10 protein-coding genes and 1 pseudogene are annotated in these 17,798 nt (G+C 39.5%); 9 read left to right on the forward strand and 2 right to left on the reverse strand.

Going from position 1 to position 17,798, the window contains the following annotated elements:
* The first annotated feature begins 206 nt into the window (after nt 1-206).
* The 8 genes and pseudogenes from V6W81_RS10345 (at nt 207) to V6W81_RS10380 (ending at nt 15,655) form a co-directional block, all read left to right on the forward strand.
* Nucleotides 207-1,271 carry a ComEC/Rec2 family competence protein gene (locus tag V6W81_RS10345; RefSeq protein ID WP_338543009.1) on the forward strand — a complete coding sequence of 355 codons (1,065 nt, stop codon included), beginning with the start codon at nt 207-209 and terminating at the stop codon, nt 1,269-1,271.
* The gene (locus V6W81_RS10350) at nt 1,268-2,542 is read left to right on the forward strand and encodes an ABC-three component system protein (protein ID WP_338543010.1); all 1,275 of its coding nucleotides are present in this window, start codon (nt 1,268-1,270) and stop codon (nt 2,540-2,542) included. The genes V6W81_RS10345 and V6W81_RS10350 overlap by 4 nt, the downstream gene beginning before the upstream one ends.
* On the forward strand, nt 2,532-3,095 hold the full coding sequence (locus V6W81_RS10355; protein WP_338543011.1) for an ABC-three component system middle component 1: 564 nt from the start codon (nt 2,532-2,534) through the stop codon (nt 3,093-3,095). Before V6W81_RS10350 ends, V6W81_RS10355 begins: the two co-directional genes overlap by 11 nt.
* A complete protein-coding gene (locus V6W81_RS10360; RefSeq protein ID WP_338543012.1) occupies nt 3,092-6,211 on the forward strand; it encodes a hypothetical protein in 3,120 nt (1,039 codons plus the stop codon). The genes V6W81_RS10355 and V6W81_RS10360 overlap by 4 nt, the downstream gene beginning before the upstream one ends.
* 274 nt (nt 6,212-6,485) lie before the next feature.
* Nucleotides 6,486-6,668 (forward strand): annotated as a pseudogene (locus V6W81_RS10365) (HAD hydrolase-like protein); the annotation flags it as partial.
* A gap of 656 nt (nt 6,669-7,324) precedes the next feature.
* A complete protein-coding gene (locus V6W81_RS10370; protein WP_338543014.1) occupies nt 7,325-9,394 on the forward strand; it encodes an acyltransferase family protein in 2,070 nt (689 codons plus the stop codon).
* 341 nt (nt 9,395-9,735) lie between these two features.
* Nucleotides 9,736-14,316, forward strand: a complete 4,581-nt coding sequence (locus V6W81_RS10375; RefSeq protein WP_338543016.1) for an alpha/beta hydrolase-fold protein — start codon at nt 9,736-9,738, stop codon at nt 14,314-14,316.
* Nucleotides 14,317-14,620: 304 nt separating this feature from the next.
* Nucleotides 14,621-15,655, forward strand: coding sequence for a LacI family DNA-binding transcriptional regulator (locus V6W81_RS10380; protein ID WP_338543018.1), 1,035 nt, complete (start codon nt 14,621-14,623; stop codon nt 15,653-15,655).
* Nucleotides 15,656-15,845: 190 nt separating this feature from the next.
* Here V6W81_RS10380 and V6W81_RS10385 read toward each other — a convergent pair whose 3' ends face one another.
* Complete coding sequence (locus tag V6W81_RS10385; protein ID WP_338543019.1) at nt 15,846-16,634, reverse strand: FAD-dependent monooxygenase; 789 nt, start codon at nt 16,632-16,634, stop codon at nt 15,846-15,848.
* Nucleotides 16,628-16,972, reverse strand: coding sequence for an FAD-dependent oxidoreductase (locus V6W81_RS10390; protein WP_338543020.1), 345 nt, complete (start codon nt 16,970-16,972; stop codon nt 16,628-16,630). Before V6W81_RS10390 ends, V6W81_RS10385 begins: the two co-directional genes overlap by 7 nt.
* Before the next feature lie 287 nt (nt 16,973-17,259).
* Here V6W81_RS10390 and V6W81_RS10395 point away from each other — a divergent pair, with 287 nt between their 5' ends.
* The gene (locus tag V6W81_RS10395; RefSeq protein ID WP_145046109.1) at nt 17,260-17,742 is read left to right on the forward strand and encodes a MarR family winged helix-turn-helix transcriptional regulator; all 483 of its coding nucleotides are present in this window, start codon (nt 17,260-17,262) and stop codon (nt 17,740-17,742) included.
* Nucleotides 17,743-17,798 lie beyond the last annotated feature (56 nt).

Here is a 17,798-nt window from a genome sequence, read left to right on the forward strand (position 1 = left end):
CAGGGTCTTTTAATCATCAAAATTTCTTGAAAATCGAAGTTCCGTTTTTGAAAGACTAATTTTTGTCAAAAATAAGGCGTGTAGTTCAAAAGAATTATATAAAAGGTAGGGCTAATGTATAAAATAATTGAAATTTTATGTTATAATTTGGATAAAAGAGATCTCTAATATGTATATTATATCTTTGAAAGGAGAGTGTTGCTACTTTGTCTATTCATGTCAAAGTATTGCCTGCGACTTACGGTGACTCAATTATAGTAACTTTAGTTAATGATTTAAAAGAAAAGCGAAATATTTTAATTGATGGCGGAGTAGGGTGGTCAAGCTATAAATCATTAAAAAATGAAATAGAGTTAATTTGTGGACGGGGGGAAGAAATAGATTTATTAGTAGTGACCCATATCGACGAGGATCATATATCAGGGATTATAGAGTTGTTTGAAGACAGTGATATTAATAAACAAATATTTAAAGAAATATGGTTTAATACTGGTCAAAATGTTGCTGAGTTATTTGGAGAAGTGTGGGATGAAAGTCGCGGTTATCCCATTGCAGATACAAGAAAAATTGAGAAAAGTATAACAGATGGTGTGATTTTCGAATCTTTAATTGAAAATTTAGAAATGTGGAAGAATGATTTATGGTACTTTCAAAAGGATGCCATTATTGAAAGATTTGGTGCTGAAATTAAGATACTGTCGCCTAGTAAGTTGGGTTTGGAAAAATTACATAAAGAATGGACCTATGAGAAAAATAGTAATGTGAAAATGTCACGTCCATGTTCAACAGATTATCATTTACCACTCAGCGAACTAATTAAGAAGAAATATAGTAAAGATCGCTCCATTCCAAATTTAAGTAGTATTTCGTTACTTATAAAGTTTCAAGAAGATAATGTTCTTTTACTAGGTGATTCTCATGCGGAGACTATTGTAGAGTCGCTTACAGTATTGGGCTATACAACTCAAGATAAGCTTCAAGTTGCTTTAACAAAGGTATCCCACCATGGTAGTAAAAGAAACACGAGCGACGATCTGCTTAGTCTTATTGATTGTAAGAATTTTGTTATTAGTACAGATGGTAGTAGTCATTGTTTGCCGAATAAGGAGACAATTGCAAGAATAATTTCGAGCCAACCGGATTGTAACATCATTTTCAACTATAGAATCCCCGGTATCTTTTTGGATGATGACTTAAAATCTTTTAATTTCACATACGAATATTTAGAAGATAAGCAATACACATTTGTTATAGGAGAAGATGAGGTTTGAGAGCTGAAGAAGTATTACAAAGAGTTGCAGTTATTGTTGATGGTGTCGGGAATTCCGGAAGTGGATTCTTAATTCAGCCAAACACGGTGGAGTTCTCTTATGTCATAACTGCAAAACATTGTTTAGGAAAAAGCGATAGCTTTCCTGTAATTCGTACTTTTAATTTGTCTACAGGGTATCAACAAAATATAACTGTCTTAGATGTCACATCAACAAACGATGAAATTGACGTTACAATAATAAAGGTAAACTATATTGAAGGACTTCCTACTTTAACCTTTGGTGAAGCTGAATTAAATATGGAAGCATTCGTTTATGGATTTCCAAATAAATTAAAAGTTGGGGAAGTTAAAGATAAGAGACATGCTGTAAAGGCAAAAGTTTCTTTTCGTCAAGAACCAAAAATAGAATTAACATCTGAACCAGCAATGTTTACATTTGGTAGTAGTGCAGCTGCAAATTTTGAATCTCTCTCTGGTTCAGGAGTTTATTGGTTAGCGGAAGACAATATTAGCGTGATTGGTATGTTTACTGGTTTTAAAACACCAGATGGAGCATGGGATTGCTTAGTGGCTACAGATTCAAAAATGATAAATATTCATTTGAATTCTGTAGGCTGGCCATTAATTATACGGCAGTCTCATAAGGATTTTAAGCAATATATTGAAGAAACATTTACTCACTTAGATGAATATGCACAAACATTATTAAAGGTGAAAGCAACACAACTAAAGCAAATAACGCCCTCACATATTATCGAAACTTTTCAGGAAAAGTTATATCTTCCACATGATGATACATATAATCATGACCAGGAATTATGGAAAGGTTGGTTGGCATTACTGACATACCTTTCCTTAGAAATGGATATAAATAAGCTTAACCTTAATCAAATTAAAAGAAACGAAAACAATCTACGCTTTTATTTCACAAAGGATAGATTAGAAGATGTTGTAAAAGTGATTTTCACTAAAGGACTGATTTTCGATTTTGAACAAAATGATACTATTCTTATTAATAGTAAAGGTAAAGTCGGAGTAGCCACTTTATCTAAAGAGAGTGTCAAGAGAATTGCTAGTAGAATTGATCAAGCTCTACTGTATGAAAAAAGAATTAAAATTGATCAACCTAATATTACTAAAGATATTTCTTGTCTTCATTTAGATCAATTTAACCGAAAAATCTCCGAAATAGGATTAGTAGATAGTATTTATGAATTAGAGGAATTGCTAAAAAATGTTGTTGCAGGGGTGTTTGAAAATGTTGAATAAAAGAGATGATATATTGAAACGGATTTCAATCGATGATTCTCCAATTAATTATTTACAAGTTGATGTCTGGTCGAAATCAGAAAAAAACTATGATTGTTATGTTTTTGTCTATCATTGTAACAATGTTGAGGATCTAGAGGCTTCTTGGCAATATTTTAGTAATGATATAGCTGTGAGGTTTCAAAGTAAGCTGCAGAAACCCATAGAGATATGGAATATATACCTTGTTTTTATTGTTAGGGATGTGGTGTTAAAGGAAGTCAAATATAAAATAGAACAGGATAAATATTCTTGTCGAAAAGTAGTGATTGATAATGTCAACTCAAACATTACACAAGAAAACATTATTAACAAAATTATGAGAAAGCTATTTCAACTAAGTATAAATACTAGAAGCGAAGATGAAGAAAACATCGATAGTGTCAAAAGTAATGAGAAAAGTTTAATGGAAAAGTTAGATCCTATCAACTCACGATTATCTGCGCTGATAAACAAGGGAATTGAACCATCATTAATATATAATTTATATTTGAAGGAAGGAGAGCTCACATGAAGCTTAGGTCAATTGAAATAACTTCTTTTCGGGCATACAATAATTGCCAATTATTTGATTTTGAAACACAGAACGGTGAGCTCGCTAATCTTATAGTTTTATACGCTCCAAATGGATTTGGGAAAACTTCATTTTTTGATGCAGTTGAATGGGCAATAACTGGTGAAATCAGTCGAATTTCTAATAATTCTATTCTCAAAGCGGATGCGAAAAGTCATAAAGGTTTTATTTTGAAAAATGGAGATTCATCTGATGATTTTGGTAAAGTTATTTTCAGAGATAAGCAAGGGGGAATTTTTGAACGACATACCAAGATAAAACGAGGTAGAATGTTCAATGATTATCACGAAGGTCAGTATGATAAACTACCTTTAATCTATAGAGATATCGCAAAAAGCGAATATCCCAGTACGCATTTATTGCCACATGATAAAATAGATTCCTTCTTGAGAATGACTAATCCAAAAGGGCGATATGATTCTCTAAAACCTTTTTGGGATAATAGTAATGATAGTGAATTACATAAAGAAATTATAAACATTAAAACAGAAGGCGAGAAAAAATATACTGAGTTAAACTCAAAAAAAGATAAGCTTTTGTGTGAACTCTCTAATCTATCTAGTGTGGATTCTCAAATTTCAGTAGTAGTAGAAAGGATTAAAATTTTTAATGATCTAGGTATTCAGTATAAAATTGATTTTGATGAACAGAAAGTTGATTTTAATACAGTGAAAAAATTAGTAGAAGAGTGTGTCGAATTTAAGAGAGCATTGAGTGCTGAAAAAGATAATCTAATTAATAGAAACACAAAGTTAATATTCTTGATTGAAAATTATGAGCAAATTCTTAGAATTAAAAGAAATATACAATTGCTTTTAGTGGACTTAGAAAATAATAAATCTTTAAGTAATCGTTTTTTGCATAGAGACGAAGTTCAAAAAAAGCTTAGTATTATTGAATCTAATTTATCTGGCAAATTGCTCGAAAAGAAAGGTTACGACGACACCATTAAATGTTTGCCCAAATACTTAGAAGCAATTAATAAGATCAGTAGAGTAGAAGAAGAACTTAGACAAATGAAATCTAATACAACAATTACAATGAAATTGTTAGCCGAGAAACAAAAAGATCAAAGTATATTAACTAGAGATATATCCCTTAAGAGAGAAGAATTAGAGAATGTGACCAAATCACTTCTTCAATTAGAAAGCAATTCATTTAAATTAAAAGATATGGAGATTAGAAGGGGACGTTACGAAACAAGAATAAAAGTATTATCACAAATTATCACCAAAAGAGAAGAAAAACGTGCATCTCTTCAAAGTGAAGTAACAAAATATCAGAACTTACTTAACATATTAGATTATGATTTTGTTAATAATGTAGAGTTGGCATCGTTTGATATTAAATTATTTATTCAAACTACAGAAGAATTTCATAGTTTAGAGTCATTAAAGTTAAAGCAACACTCATTAGTTGATCTTTATCAGAAAGAATTAGAAACTAGTACTCAAGTTGAAAACTTGATTGCTTTAGGTATGAACATCATTGAATTATCCAATGATCCGTCTTGTCCGCTATGTAATGCAAGATATAATAATATTGAAGATATGCTAAACAATATTAATCTTCATGAAAAAGCTTCGAATAATTTAAACTCTTTAAAGCAGCAAATGGATGAGATTCAGTTGAATATTAAAGAAAAAGAATTGATTTTTTATCATTTGAAGCAAAATTTAAAAGATAAGATATCTGAGAAAATAAATATAAATTTAAAACAAGTTTCTAACGAAAGTACAAAAATTATGTGGAATTATGAATTGCAGAAAAGATTAAATGAGAAACTCTTTTTAATCCAGTCAGAAGTCAAACTTCTAAGAGACTTTTTTAGCAGCTTAGAAAGACAGATGGGCAATGTATTAATTACAACTGATAATCTTGTATTAATATCTAAAGAATTACAATTTCGCCAAGAATCAATATCAAAAGAAATCTTAAACCTTGAATTGAATCTGAGCGAAGCAACTTCTCAAGTTAATGATGTTTTACTTGCATTAAATGTTATTGAAAATAATATAAATATCGAGAATGCATCATTAGAAGAACTGAAATCAAATAAAATAGTGCAAAATGTCAAGGGTTTCCTTTACTCTGCTCGAATAGTAGATGATATTGAAAGGAATTTAACAACGAAAAGAGATGAACTTGTAATAACGATATCCAACGATTTAAAGAGTTTAGAAGAGTATAAACAATTAATGAACGATATAGGTACTGAACTAACTGGAAAGGAACAAAAAGAGTTATTAGATGAACAAAAAAATTTAAGAGAACAAATTTCTGGGCTGGAAGAACAAGTTATCAGGTACGACCAACTGCTAGTGGAAATATTCGAATCAAAGGAGGTTGATCTAAAAATAATAGAAAAGGAATCTTTCCAAGCGAATTTCTCTGCTAAATTAAATATCTCTGCTCTAGAAGTTTTATCTTATATAACAGAAAATATTCGGTATGTTGAAAGACGACTTGAGTTATACAAACAGGAGAGTGATCTAAAAGAAATAGAAGAACAAATTAATAGAGTAACAAAAGCGAACAATGAAATCGACTTGCTTTTGAAAATTAGTAAAGAACACATTGAGGAAAGAATTTCACAGGCGTTTAACTTTGAAATTATCAATGAAATTTATGAAAAAATTGATCCACATCCTGACTTAACATCTATATATTTTGAACCGATTTTTGATAAAAATTCAGAACCAGAATTAAACATATTGACAGGAAGAGACTCTGCGGAAGTTTCTCCAACACTATATCTTAGTTCGGCTCAATTAAATATTCTTTCGCTAAGTATTTTTTTTGCAAGAGCTTTGCGTTCAGGGACTAAAAGGTTAGAGACTATCTTTATGGATGATCCTATCCAACATCTCGATAGTATAAATATACTGTCATTTATTGATTTGCTAAGGACAATTACATCAGATATGGGAAGACAAGTAGTAATATCAACCCACGACGAAAACTTTTATCATTTAATAAAACGGAAAATTGATCCGGAATATTACAATTCAAAATTCATTGAGTTAAGTTCATATGGCACTGTAAAACTTGATTAATTTGCAAGAAATTGTTTTGTGTAAACTTTAAATACATTTGAGACAGACGGGATAAGGCAGAAGATAGTTGCTTCATCCTGTTTGTGCTTTTTTGAAAGTTTTTAAAAACGACTTCGTATGGGAATAAGTACTATAAACTGAAAAGGAGAAGGTATGAAAAAAAATAATGAAACAAAAATAAGAAGAGCTTCGTGATATTTCAGGTATGAAAGAGCTATCAACTAAAGTAACAAAATAAAGAGTTTAAAACATGCAGAAGTATAAGATCACTCAAGGGATTGTCGTTGGAGATCGGTTGTCCGATATCCGAGCAGCCAAGGAAAATGGGTTGAGGTCTATTGGTTGCAATTTCGATTTTGCTCAACCAGATGAGTTAGCACAGGCCGATCGTGTGATTAATAGCTTAATAGAATTAAGAACCGAGATCTCGCATAGATTAGAATCAATGAGTTACTAGCGTAATGGGATTGTGGAGATGTCAGTTCGAAATTGTCAAGGAGCTTAGCTGATTAAAGCTCTTATCTAGTGAATGTTTGTAAAATTTACCCTTTTCGGCTCTTGAGTCCTAGGCTTCGAGATGCATTTATGAGCAAAACTTTCAATCCAGCAAAGGATAGGTTTATAATGGTTAGTGGCTGCTGAGTAAGTCGGCAGCCTTTTTCCATGGATTACATGTTTCTTAATCGTAATATATGAGGAATCTCTCATTTGACAATGCAAGGTAATATTCTCCATTCGATGAAAAGCACTGTATTAAGCTATGAATATAGAGTATGATTTTACAGCTATAGAAGCTTGGAAGATAAAGTTACATCGTTTTAAACTGTTGTAACTGTTCTTGTAAATTCTACCGAATTGATCGAGCGTATACTGTGATATAAACGCATGGTGCGATCAGATGAATCTGACTATGTTATCCACGTCGTGGATTAATAATATTGATGTTATAGATGCAACGCAGAAGATATGTTATACGTCTTCTTTAATGTGGAAATGAAAGATGAAAGGTGCAATACGTATGTTAAAGACAACGAGAACCAGTACCACTGCGAGCTTCAAATTGCCCCAGACAGCGAAGATGTCAACTTGCATGAGTAAGGAGGGGCACAGCATATGTCACAATCTTTGAGTAGCAAACGCCACATGAACGGATTGGATGGTTTACGAGCCATCGCGGTGCTTGGCGTAATTGCGTATCATCTAAATTTGGATTTTATCCCTGGTGGATTGCTCGGTGTGGGCATATTCTTCGTACTATCGGGTTACTTAATCACAGACATTCTCCTGACACAATGGAAGGAACATGGCCGAATATTACTCGGTGACTTTTGGGTAAGACGGGTGAGAAGACTGTTACCCGGCATGTTAACGATGACAGCAGTTGTTATGATCTGGTTGCTCTGCACCGATCCTTCCCGCTTGGCCGCTCTTCGTGGTGACATTGTCGCAGGGGTATTATACATAAGCAATTGGTGGTATATCTTTCATCATGTATCCTATTTCGAAAGCTTTGGTCCACCGTCCCCATTTGGTCATTTTTGGTCGCTAGCTGTAGAAGAGCAGTTCTACATCGTGTGGCCTTTATTGATGGTCGCGGCAATTGTTTTATTCAAACGTAAGGGATGGCTAGTTGTCTTTATTGTGATCATGGCTGAATTATCAGCAGGTGCAATGGCAATTATGTACAACCCAGATCTGGATCCAAGCAGGGTCTATTACGGAACAGATACCCGTGCATTTGCGTTACTAGCGGGTGCTGCGCTAGCTGTAGTCTGGCCTAGCCGGAAGTTGTCTTCGTCACTCGCAAATGGTAATCGATTGGGCATGGATGCAGCAGGTATAGCTGCTCTATTACTGTTAATCTATATGATGCTGAACTCCAGTGAATACGATTCTTCGTTATATCAGGGGGGCATGGTAATCCAAGCTATTGCAACGACGATATTAGTTGCTGTACTTGCGCATCCTTCGTCGTTCCTGGCACGGATCATTGGTGCTAAACCACTACGTTGGATAGGTGAACGTTCATATGGGTTGTATCTGTGGCATTATCCGGTGATCGTGCTGACGAGCCCAACTGTAGATACGGGTGGTGCACACCCGGTACGAATCATTCTACAGGTGCTGGCAACGGTTGTTCTGGCATCACTATCACTTAAATATATTGAGAACCCCATCCGTTATAATGGATTCCGTAACACGTTATCGAGGATGTGGGGGCGAGGTCATCGGCATGGAGTTTCCCACATGTGGTGGAAACGTTCAGCTCTCGTTCTCTCCATGCTCCTGATGGTTGTAACGGTGTCACAGATGGTGATTGCCTCTGAATCGAATTCAGATTCCCATTCGGAGTCCATGTCAACCACGCTTAACAGCGATCATTCGGTCACGGAAGAGAAGGGACAAGATGTTGTACCTGCAACGGTCGCTCCATCTGACCCAGGTAATAAGCAAGATGAGAAGACCGATAAGCCGGTTGCCGGGTCAGATGATCATTCAGGTAAGAATGACCCACCTGCCAATCCGCCAGATTCCTCCTCTAAGCCCGAGGAGCAAGCAACGGATGGAGGTAAAGAAACACCTACGGAACAGCAAGATAACAGTGGAGAATCGGGAGAGGGTGCGGAAAATTCTACCGATCAGGCTACCCAGTCACCTGAGGAATCTGATCACACATCGGATGAGCCTAAAGGCGATACCAATTCAGCAGCTTCAGACGAGAAAATCCGCTATACAATCATCGGTGATTCAGTCATTCTCGATGCCAAGCCTTATCTGGAACAGACAATGGCAGGCGTGCATGTCGATGGGCATGTTGGTCGTCAGATGTGGCAGGCTGCGGATGTATTAAGTGAATTGAAAAAGAACAATCAGATGGGCAGTAAGGTTATATTGGAACTAGGCACCAACGGGTCATTTAATTCCAAAAATCTAAAATCGGTTCTCGAATTCTTGAAGGACGAGGAACATGTGTATCTGGTTACGGTACGAGTGCCTAGACCTTGGGAACGGACAGTTAACAAAGCATTGAACGAGGCGGCTACGGAGTATAGCAATGTCTCACTTATTGATTGGAATGCTGCGAGCGAAGGCCAGGATGCTTATTTTGAAAAAGATGGCGTACATCTCACGGCTGAAGGCTCAGAAGCTTTTGCTGCGCTCGTGAAAAATAGTATCAAATAAATGGCTGGAATGAGCCGATTCTGCTTCTACTTCATTAAGCACTTATTCAATTTATTTTGTATTAATCACCATTTTCCAACGTTTCAACGAAAATGTTCATGAAACAGCCCTCCTAGTGAGGGCTGTTTTTTTTACCAATCAGATGGGGTTATAAGTTACATTTCAGCTATTCTTAACGCTAAACATCGGATTACGCTACGCTTAGAGAAAAGGAAAAATGTACTTTGAAAATAATTTTACTTAATACTAGTAAAATTTTATTGATTTTTTACTAAAAATAATGATAAATTAGTGATGTTCAATTGTAAACGTTCTCATAAAGTAACTAGGGAGGTTAGTTCATGAAAGATTCTAGATCCAGATCCAAGAAAACGAAAAGAAAGACAATCCCCATCGCCGCATTGTCGGCAGCTCTGATGTTAACCTCATCGCCAAGTCTCATATATGCGGAAACAACAACGGCTGTGCAGGAGGAAACTGTGCAGGGAGAATCTATACAAGAAGAGTCTGTAAAAGAAGAGTCGATACAGGGTGGACAGGAAGCTGTGGTCGATGATCCATCTGTAACTGCACCAATAGAACAAGAGTCTGCTATACCTGTCACTCAGCAGAACACCCAGCTGAGCACTCAGTTAATCTCCAGCACTCCGGAGGGATCACCTGAAGCACAGAAATCTAGATTTTACACAGCAACGTATGTGTCCGATAGCTTGAATCAGAAGGAAATGAGTTATCGGGTATACCTTCCAGAAGGATATTACGATAGCACAAGAACGTATCCTGTTGTCTATTTGCTTCATGGAGAGAATAATACCAGTGAGCAGTTTGAGTCCAGTGGCATTGCAAACAAGCTAGATCAGTGGATGAAGGATGGAACACTTCAGAAAATGATTGTCATTATGCCAGACTCAAGCAAAGGGAGCTATTTCGTCAATCAGACGGAAGGTGATGATCAAGGAAACTGGGAGAATATGATTGTAAATGATCTGGTTCCCGTAGTTGATGGTAAATTCAGAACAATTGATAAACCACAGTACAGAGCAATTACGGGTATTTCCATGGGTGGTTTTGGTGCTTTTGTCGTCGGGCTTGATCATCCAGAGGTATTTGGTTCGATTGGAAGCCATCGAGCTCCGCTGGGCATGACCATTGCTGGAAAGAATCCGATGGAGATGATAAAGAGCAAATCAGAGAATGAGTTGAAAGCGTATTCCATTTATCTGGATGGCGGTGCGGATGACCCTAATACATATGCAGATAACTCCACGAATGCTATTCACGCTCATCTGCGTTCCAAATCCATCTCACATGGCTACCAGATGCGTCCGGGAGATCATACCACCGATCCACTCGTGGATCTGAACCGTTCTTTGGGTGCTTTTAATGCTAAGTTTGCCAAAGGCATTCTAACAGGCAGCTTTACGGCTACGCCTCAAGCATTGGGTACCGATACGAATGAGGTTCGTGTAGCCTACACAACTCAATTGGATCGGACTGCGGCACAGCTGTTCCAGAATAACGGTACAGATCAGGATTTTGAGTTGTCTGTATCGCTGAAGGTAACTAATCCAGCGGGTGAGCTCTTGTACAGTGATACGAATAACGCAGGGGACATGATTACGGGTTCGGCTGAATCTACTTTTGAGGACAGTTTTAATATTCCAGTGGATCAGCTGGGCAGCAGTAAAAGTACAACTGTTTCTCTCGAAGCCTCGTTACTTGGCTCAACGATATCGCTGGGTTCCAAACCCTTAATCCGCGTTACGCCAACAGGTACGTTGCCTGAAGATATTCAGATTGATCTGCTTGGTGATTGGAAATTTAAGAAAGATTCATATCCAGGGCCATCGCTACATGGAGAAGCCGACAATGTGGACACGACGGATTGGGCAACTGTGCAGCCGGGTCTGGACTGGTGGACAGACGGGTTCGGCGGTTATGAGGGGCTGAATAATTATTACGGAGCTGCTTGGTATCAGAAGACATTTTTTGTTCCTGAAGATTTCCCAGATCAGGATCTGACCTTAATGGCTGGCAAAATAGATGATGCTGACATCACCTATATTAATGGGACTAAAGTTGGCGAGACAGGTTTCGAGAACGGCGTGTATAAGTCCTCTTACTGGGCAGCATCACGTGAGTATAAAATCCCGAGTAATCTGCTGAAACGGGGTCAGGTCAATACGATAGCCGTGTACATGCTTAACGATAACGGCGGCGGTGGCTGGTATTCGGGGCCTATAGGCATTTACACGAAGGCGGCGATGCAAAAAATTAAAGACCTACCTTCTGAGGTGCCTAGTGAGAATGAAGTAACGTCAGTGAAGGAGTTTGCGGCTAAGCAGTACCAGGCCATAGATCAGAAAAATCTGACTGCTTACGCAGATACATTGTCGGCTAAATATTTTGAGAAAGGCATTGATAAACTGAAGTTGCTGGAACAACGTCAACAGTGGACTAAAGATTATGCAACAATCAAAACCAAGATCAACAATCCGTATGTGTTCACACTGGATAACCGTTACTTGTATACGGCTGAAGTTGTCGTAACAGGAACCAAAGCAGATGGAACGGAGACGGTACTCCAGCAGGGAACGGTATCCCAATATTATCAGCAGGAGAACGGTAAACTTCGAGAAACAGGTGACCAAAAACTGTTCTTTGTGACGGAGTTTTATTCCGAAAGTGCGAAGCGGACGGTCAAATACAGAGTTTATCTGCCACAGAGTTATTTGACGAATCCAGACAAGCGTTATTCTAGTGTGTATTTACTTCACCAGTTTAACAGTGATAGTGAGTCCTACGAGATTGACAAAATCGATCAGATTTTGAACAAAGAGATCGCTGCAGGACGATCCAAAGATATGATTGTTGTTATGCCTGACTCTTCCGGAATGAGCTGGTGGGTAAATGGTGCAGAGCCTGATGGTGTGAAATGGCAGGACATGGTAGTTAAGGATCTGGTACCGCATGTAGATCAGGAATTCAGAACGATTGATGATGCACGTTACAGAGGAACCTCCGGTGTGTCTATGGGCGGATTCGGTTCCTTCGCGATTGGTTTCCAATACCCGGATCTATTCTCTTCAGCAGCAAGTCATATGGGGGCAATTAACTTTACTCAAGCAGGCCAGAATCCAGTTGAGATTATTAAATCTTATCCTGTTGAAGCGTTGAAACGGTATTCCATTTACTTAGATTCAGGTAATGAGGATGTGTACAAATTTGATGTGCCGGTAACGACGCTTCACAAGTATTTGAAGGATAATCATGTAGAACATTATGCCGAGATTCGTGACGGACTACATGACAGTGCCTTCTATACCAAGTCGATAGACTTGTCGTTCGCTCAGCACAGCAGACATTTTGCTGATGCACATGTTGCAGACGGAGTTTTGGCTGGAAGTCTCAATATCCAGAGTGGAGCTGGCAACAAAACAGTGGCATATCAGGTAACTGCAAAAGAACAGTTAAACGCTTATGTAGATCACATTCCGACTTCACCTTATGTGAAAAATCAGACGCCAGATCTACACATTCCTGTCATTCTTGAACTCGTTAATCAGGCTACAGGAGAGCGAGTTGCAGTACAACAGGATGCACTTAAAGCTCGTACTGGCGGTGTATCGAAGGAGGGTACACTAACTGTTCCTGCTCTTCAAGATGGCAATTACAGCTTAAGACTGAAAGCTTCGGTACTAGATCGCACGTTTACACTTGCTACTGCGAATTACACGGTAGGTGGTTCAACGGGAGGATCTTCCGGTAATACTGGGGGGAGCTCCACAGGAGGTTCTTCATCTGGTACACCAGCTGTCACTCCGGCTCCACCGGTTGCTACACCAGGAGCAAATACGAATACGGACGGTGTTAACGGTGCAACCACGGTAAGCCGTGAAGATGTTGCTGCTGCGCTGGAGAAGCAAACAGAATTATCGATCAAACTCGCAGAGGGAATCTCACTTGTGCTTCCATTTGATGCTTTGAAACAAATCGTGTCAGAGCTGGGTTCTGAATTCAAGTTATTGAATCTGAAATCAATACCTGTTGCAGCCACTGAACAAAATTCGAAGATTGCGTCGGCTGGACAGCGTTTGGGCGGTCAGCTCAAGTCAGCCGGATCGTTCATCAGCTTGGAACTGTCTGCTACGCTTGAAGATGGCACAGTTCGCCAGTTGAATCCTACGTTTGGGCGGCCGGTTCAAATTGAACTTGCAGCAGATGCTGGAACCGATCACCACCTTGTCGGTGTGTATCACTGGAACGAGAAGGGTGAAGTAGCATTTAAGCGCAGTACATGGAATAGCGAGACAGACACAATGGAAGCCCAGATCAATGAATTGGGAACCTATAGTCTGATGACTTTTACGAAGCCATTCAATGACGTTCAGTCCGGTTCATGGTATAACCGTGCTGTCGAAGTGATGGTTGCTCAGCACATCGTTAAAGGAGTTAACGATGCGGATTTTGCACCTCAAAGTCCTGTGACGAGAGCAGAGTTTGCCGCTCTACTTACCCGTATGCTGGGGCTTGAAGAAACAGCAAATGCACCGTTTGCTGATGTGGCTCAGGACAAATGGTACGCTTCCTCCGTTGCGGCTGCATATCAAGCAGGTATTATCAACGGTGTGTCTGATGCGGCTTTTGAACCAAACAGACAGATTACACGAGAGCAGATGGCTGTTATGACTTATAATGCATTGCAAACGCTATACCCAGGCGAGGGTGGAACCAGTCATGATGCGTTGGCTGAATTCACCGATGGAGGAGATATTCATCCTTGGGCTCAGCAGCAACTGTCTACACTTGTACAGCTTGGATTAATCCAGGGTAATGGTAAGTCTATGAAGCCTCAGGGTACTGCAACCCGAGGTGAAGCTGTGCAGGTGTTATTGAACCTAATGGAACATAAGGGTCAGTAATACCCTACGGAACAGCTAATTGATAGATACGTAATAATCTTAAAAGGACAGACAAGTTTTAAACCTTCTGCTCGCGGCCACGCGGGCTGGAGGTCTTTTTTTCATAATAGGGTGTTACTCTGTGCAGGGGATTCTTCAAGGTTCTAGGATGTTATTGTTGGGCATTCAACCAGACATCTGATACACTATTTATCAGGTGAATTAATTGTGATGATCTCACTGAATTCGCAACAGGCTAACGTATTCGGAATTGCAGAATTGTTCATGATGGGGTCATAGCTGGAAGAAAGGAACGTTATGTATTATGGCAACGATTAAGGATATCGCAGGTCAGGCAGGTGTATCTATTGCTACCGTCTCTAGAGTACTGAATTATGACCCAACCCTCTCCGTATCAGACGAGACGCGTAAGCGTATACTCGAAATTGCTCAACAATTAAATTATCGGACGCCAAGGGAGCGTAACGGTAGTGGGGCTGCACATGGGGTACCCAAAGAAACTCGGCGTATTGGACTCATGAACTGGTATACAGATCAGGAGGAGATGTTGGATCCGTATTACCTGGCTATTCGACTTGGCATTGAAAGAGAATGCTTCAAGCATCAGTTCGAACTTATGAAGATGTATAAGCACAGCACTGGAGAGGGCATTGACTGGAATGGGGAAGCCCCTGATGGAATCATTGCCGTTGGAAGGTTTGAGCAGAAGGATATCGATTGCTTTCCGGCTAATCTAGATGCAGTTGTGTTTGTCGATTCATCACCGGATGAAGAGCATTTTGATTCGGTTGTTTTTGATATGCGTCATGCGGTTCGAGGAGCGCTGGATTATTTAAGTAACCTTGGTCATAGCAGAATTGGTTATATTGGAGGACATAATGAGTCCTATGCTAGAACGACGCGTGATGAGAGGGAGCTTGCTTTTGGTGAATGGCTTCAAGAACACAATTTGCATGACTCTGCCTTCGTATATATGGGAACTAATTGGTACCCAGAGGACGGATATCAGCTAATGAAAAGTGCCCTGGAATCGCAGCTATGCCCAACGGCTTTTTTAGTTCAAAATGATTCGATGGCTGTAGGGGCTCTTCGTGCCCTTCATGAAGCAGGCGTCAAGGTGCCTGAAGAGATGTCCATTATTGGCTTCAATGACATTGCGATGTCGGCATTTATGCAGCCACCGTTAACGACCGTAAAGGTACATATGGAGTACATAGGCGAGACCGCCGTAGAACTGATCGCCGAGCGGCTTCTCTCCAAGCGTGATATAGCCAAAAAAGTAGTTCTTCCTACGAAACTTATCATCAGAGGAAGCTGTGCTGAACTTAAAACTCCGTAGCAGGAAAAACAACAACAATTGGTTAAACCTTATTAGATGGTTGATCTCTTGATTAGAATGAATACCACCATAATAAGCCATGAACTCCGAGCTGGAGGGTCATGGCTTATTGTCGTATAACGTTATGATGATTGTATGGGGCGAGCCCTAGTCAGCTCAGTCATATGAGCAATTAGACCATCGTGCTTCCTTAATTAAGGAAGGATGCATAGCGTTGCTGGAAAGATACCTCCATCTCGATCTGCCGTGCAAGCTGCTGTTTCACTTTATCTCCGCGTAATGACTGCAACTGTTGCAGGGGCTTCATCGAAGCGAACTGATCCTGTGCCATACGGGTCAATAGTTCTGCAAGTGTATCCGCATCCTCTAGAGCAGCATTGAGTCCGAATGCACCTGTTGGAGTCATCGTATGGGCAGCGTCACCGATAAGAACGATATTATCTTGCGTCCAAGTCTCGGAATAACTGCTTTCTACAGATAACAATACAAAGTCACTCCATGTTTGGATGTGCGCTTTAACCGAGTCAGCCAAACAAGGGAACGCCGTGACTAGTTTCTGAACAAATGGTGTAAAGGGTAGCTCGCGTAACTTGGAATAAGATCCTTGCGGGATGTTCCAGCCGATCTGAACATAGCCGCCGAATTGAGAGAAGAGAGCCAGCTGTTGCCCATCCATGCTTGCCATGCGTACCGCAGGTTCCCAGCCTACAGGTGCTGGGATGCGAGCCCATAACAGGTCATATCCATGCTTACGAATATCGGGGATCATTCCCGAATGTTTCCGTACAGCGGAGTATCGACCGTCAGCGCCGACAATAATGGAAGCTTCAATGGATGACGGAACACCATTTTGACGGATATTGACGCCAACAGGCTTGCCGGCCTTATCTCGCAATATCCCGGTCATGATTGTATTGAAGAGAATATGCTCCTGGGTGTGCTCTTGCTGTTGTGACTGGGAGACGATAATCTCTAACAAATATCCTGTGGTACATGGATGCCAACGTGCGAGACTTCATCACTTGGGAAAATGGTTTTAATAATTTTGCCGTCTTCCCAATATTGAATCTCCTCCAGCGGAAGTGCACCGCGCTCAGCAATAATGGAGTACAGTCCATGTTTGTTTAATATAGCTTCTCCATCGGTATTCAGCAGCTCTCCGCGGAACGACTTGTGAAGATGAGGCTGTCGTTCAATTAAAGCTGTGGATATGCCTTGTCGATTCAACAGATTCGATAAAAGCGCTCCACCAGGCCCAGCCCCAACGATACAGACATCGACGGTCAGCGTTTGATTTGTTTCATTTGTTTTATTCATATGTTAGAATTCCTTCGCTGTATTATAGGTGACAATTCATATACTTTATAACAATAAATTTATAAAAATAATTAAGTAACTAAAAGTAACTTTGAGCATAAGTAATTATAAACAAACTCCTTAAGATATTGCAATAGGTTGTTTGAGTACCTGTCTCTAAACTTGCCTAAACGTTTGACATTCATCCCATTTGAGCCGGTTGAATGCCAACGCATATTTCACAAACAAAATAGTACAAATATGTTACAATATAAGGTAGGTTATGATCATAGGTAGGAGGGACAGTTATGAGTCCGGATACGGAGCGAAACTCTCAATTGGCAAATATCGATCAATTGTTGGAGGCCTTCTTCAGATATAAAAATAAAGTGTTGGATCAGCAACAGAAGAATGAAACAAACTGCAAACTGAATCCAACCAAAAATCATATATTGGCCATGATATTACGTGAAGAACGTTGCATGGCTGTTGATGTGGCAAGACAGCTCAGCCTATCTTCGGGTGCAACGACAATTGTCCTGAATCAGTTAGAGAGTGAGGGGCTTATTCAACGAGTGCGCAGTGAAGAGGATCGGCGGATTGTCTGGTTATCCCTTACTAGTGAAGGAGAGCAGCTAGCCCGTACATTGATCGCGAATCGTGGCCGTATGACTTGGGAATTGTTGCAGGCACTTACAGAAGAGGAACAACAACAGATGATCGGCATGCTCAAAAAAATTGAGCTGAAGCTGCTGGAGAATATGAAAGCACTTGAGCAAGCGAATCGATAAGGTAATACGTCTCAAGCTAAGGCGTCAGCCTTCAAGAATTTCAGACCTTCGTTAGG

The sequence above is a fragment of the Paenibacillus tundrae genome (assembly GCF_036884255.1).
Lineage (GTDB): Bacteria > Bacillota > Bacilli > Paenibacillales > Paenibacillaceae > Paenibacillus.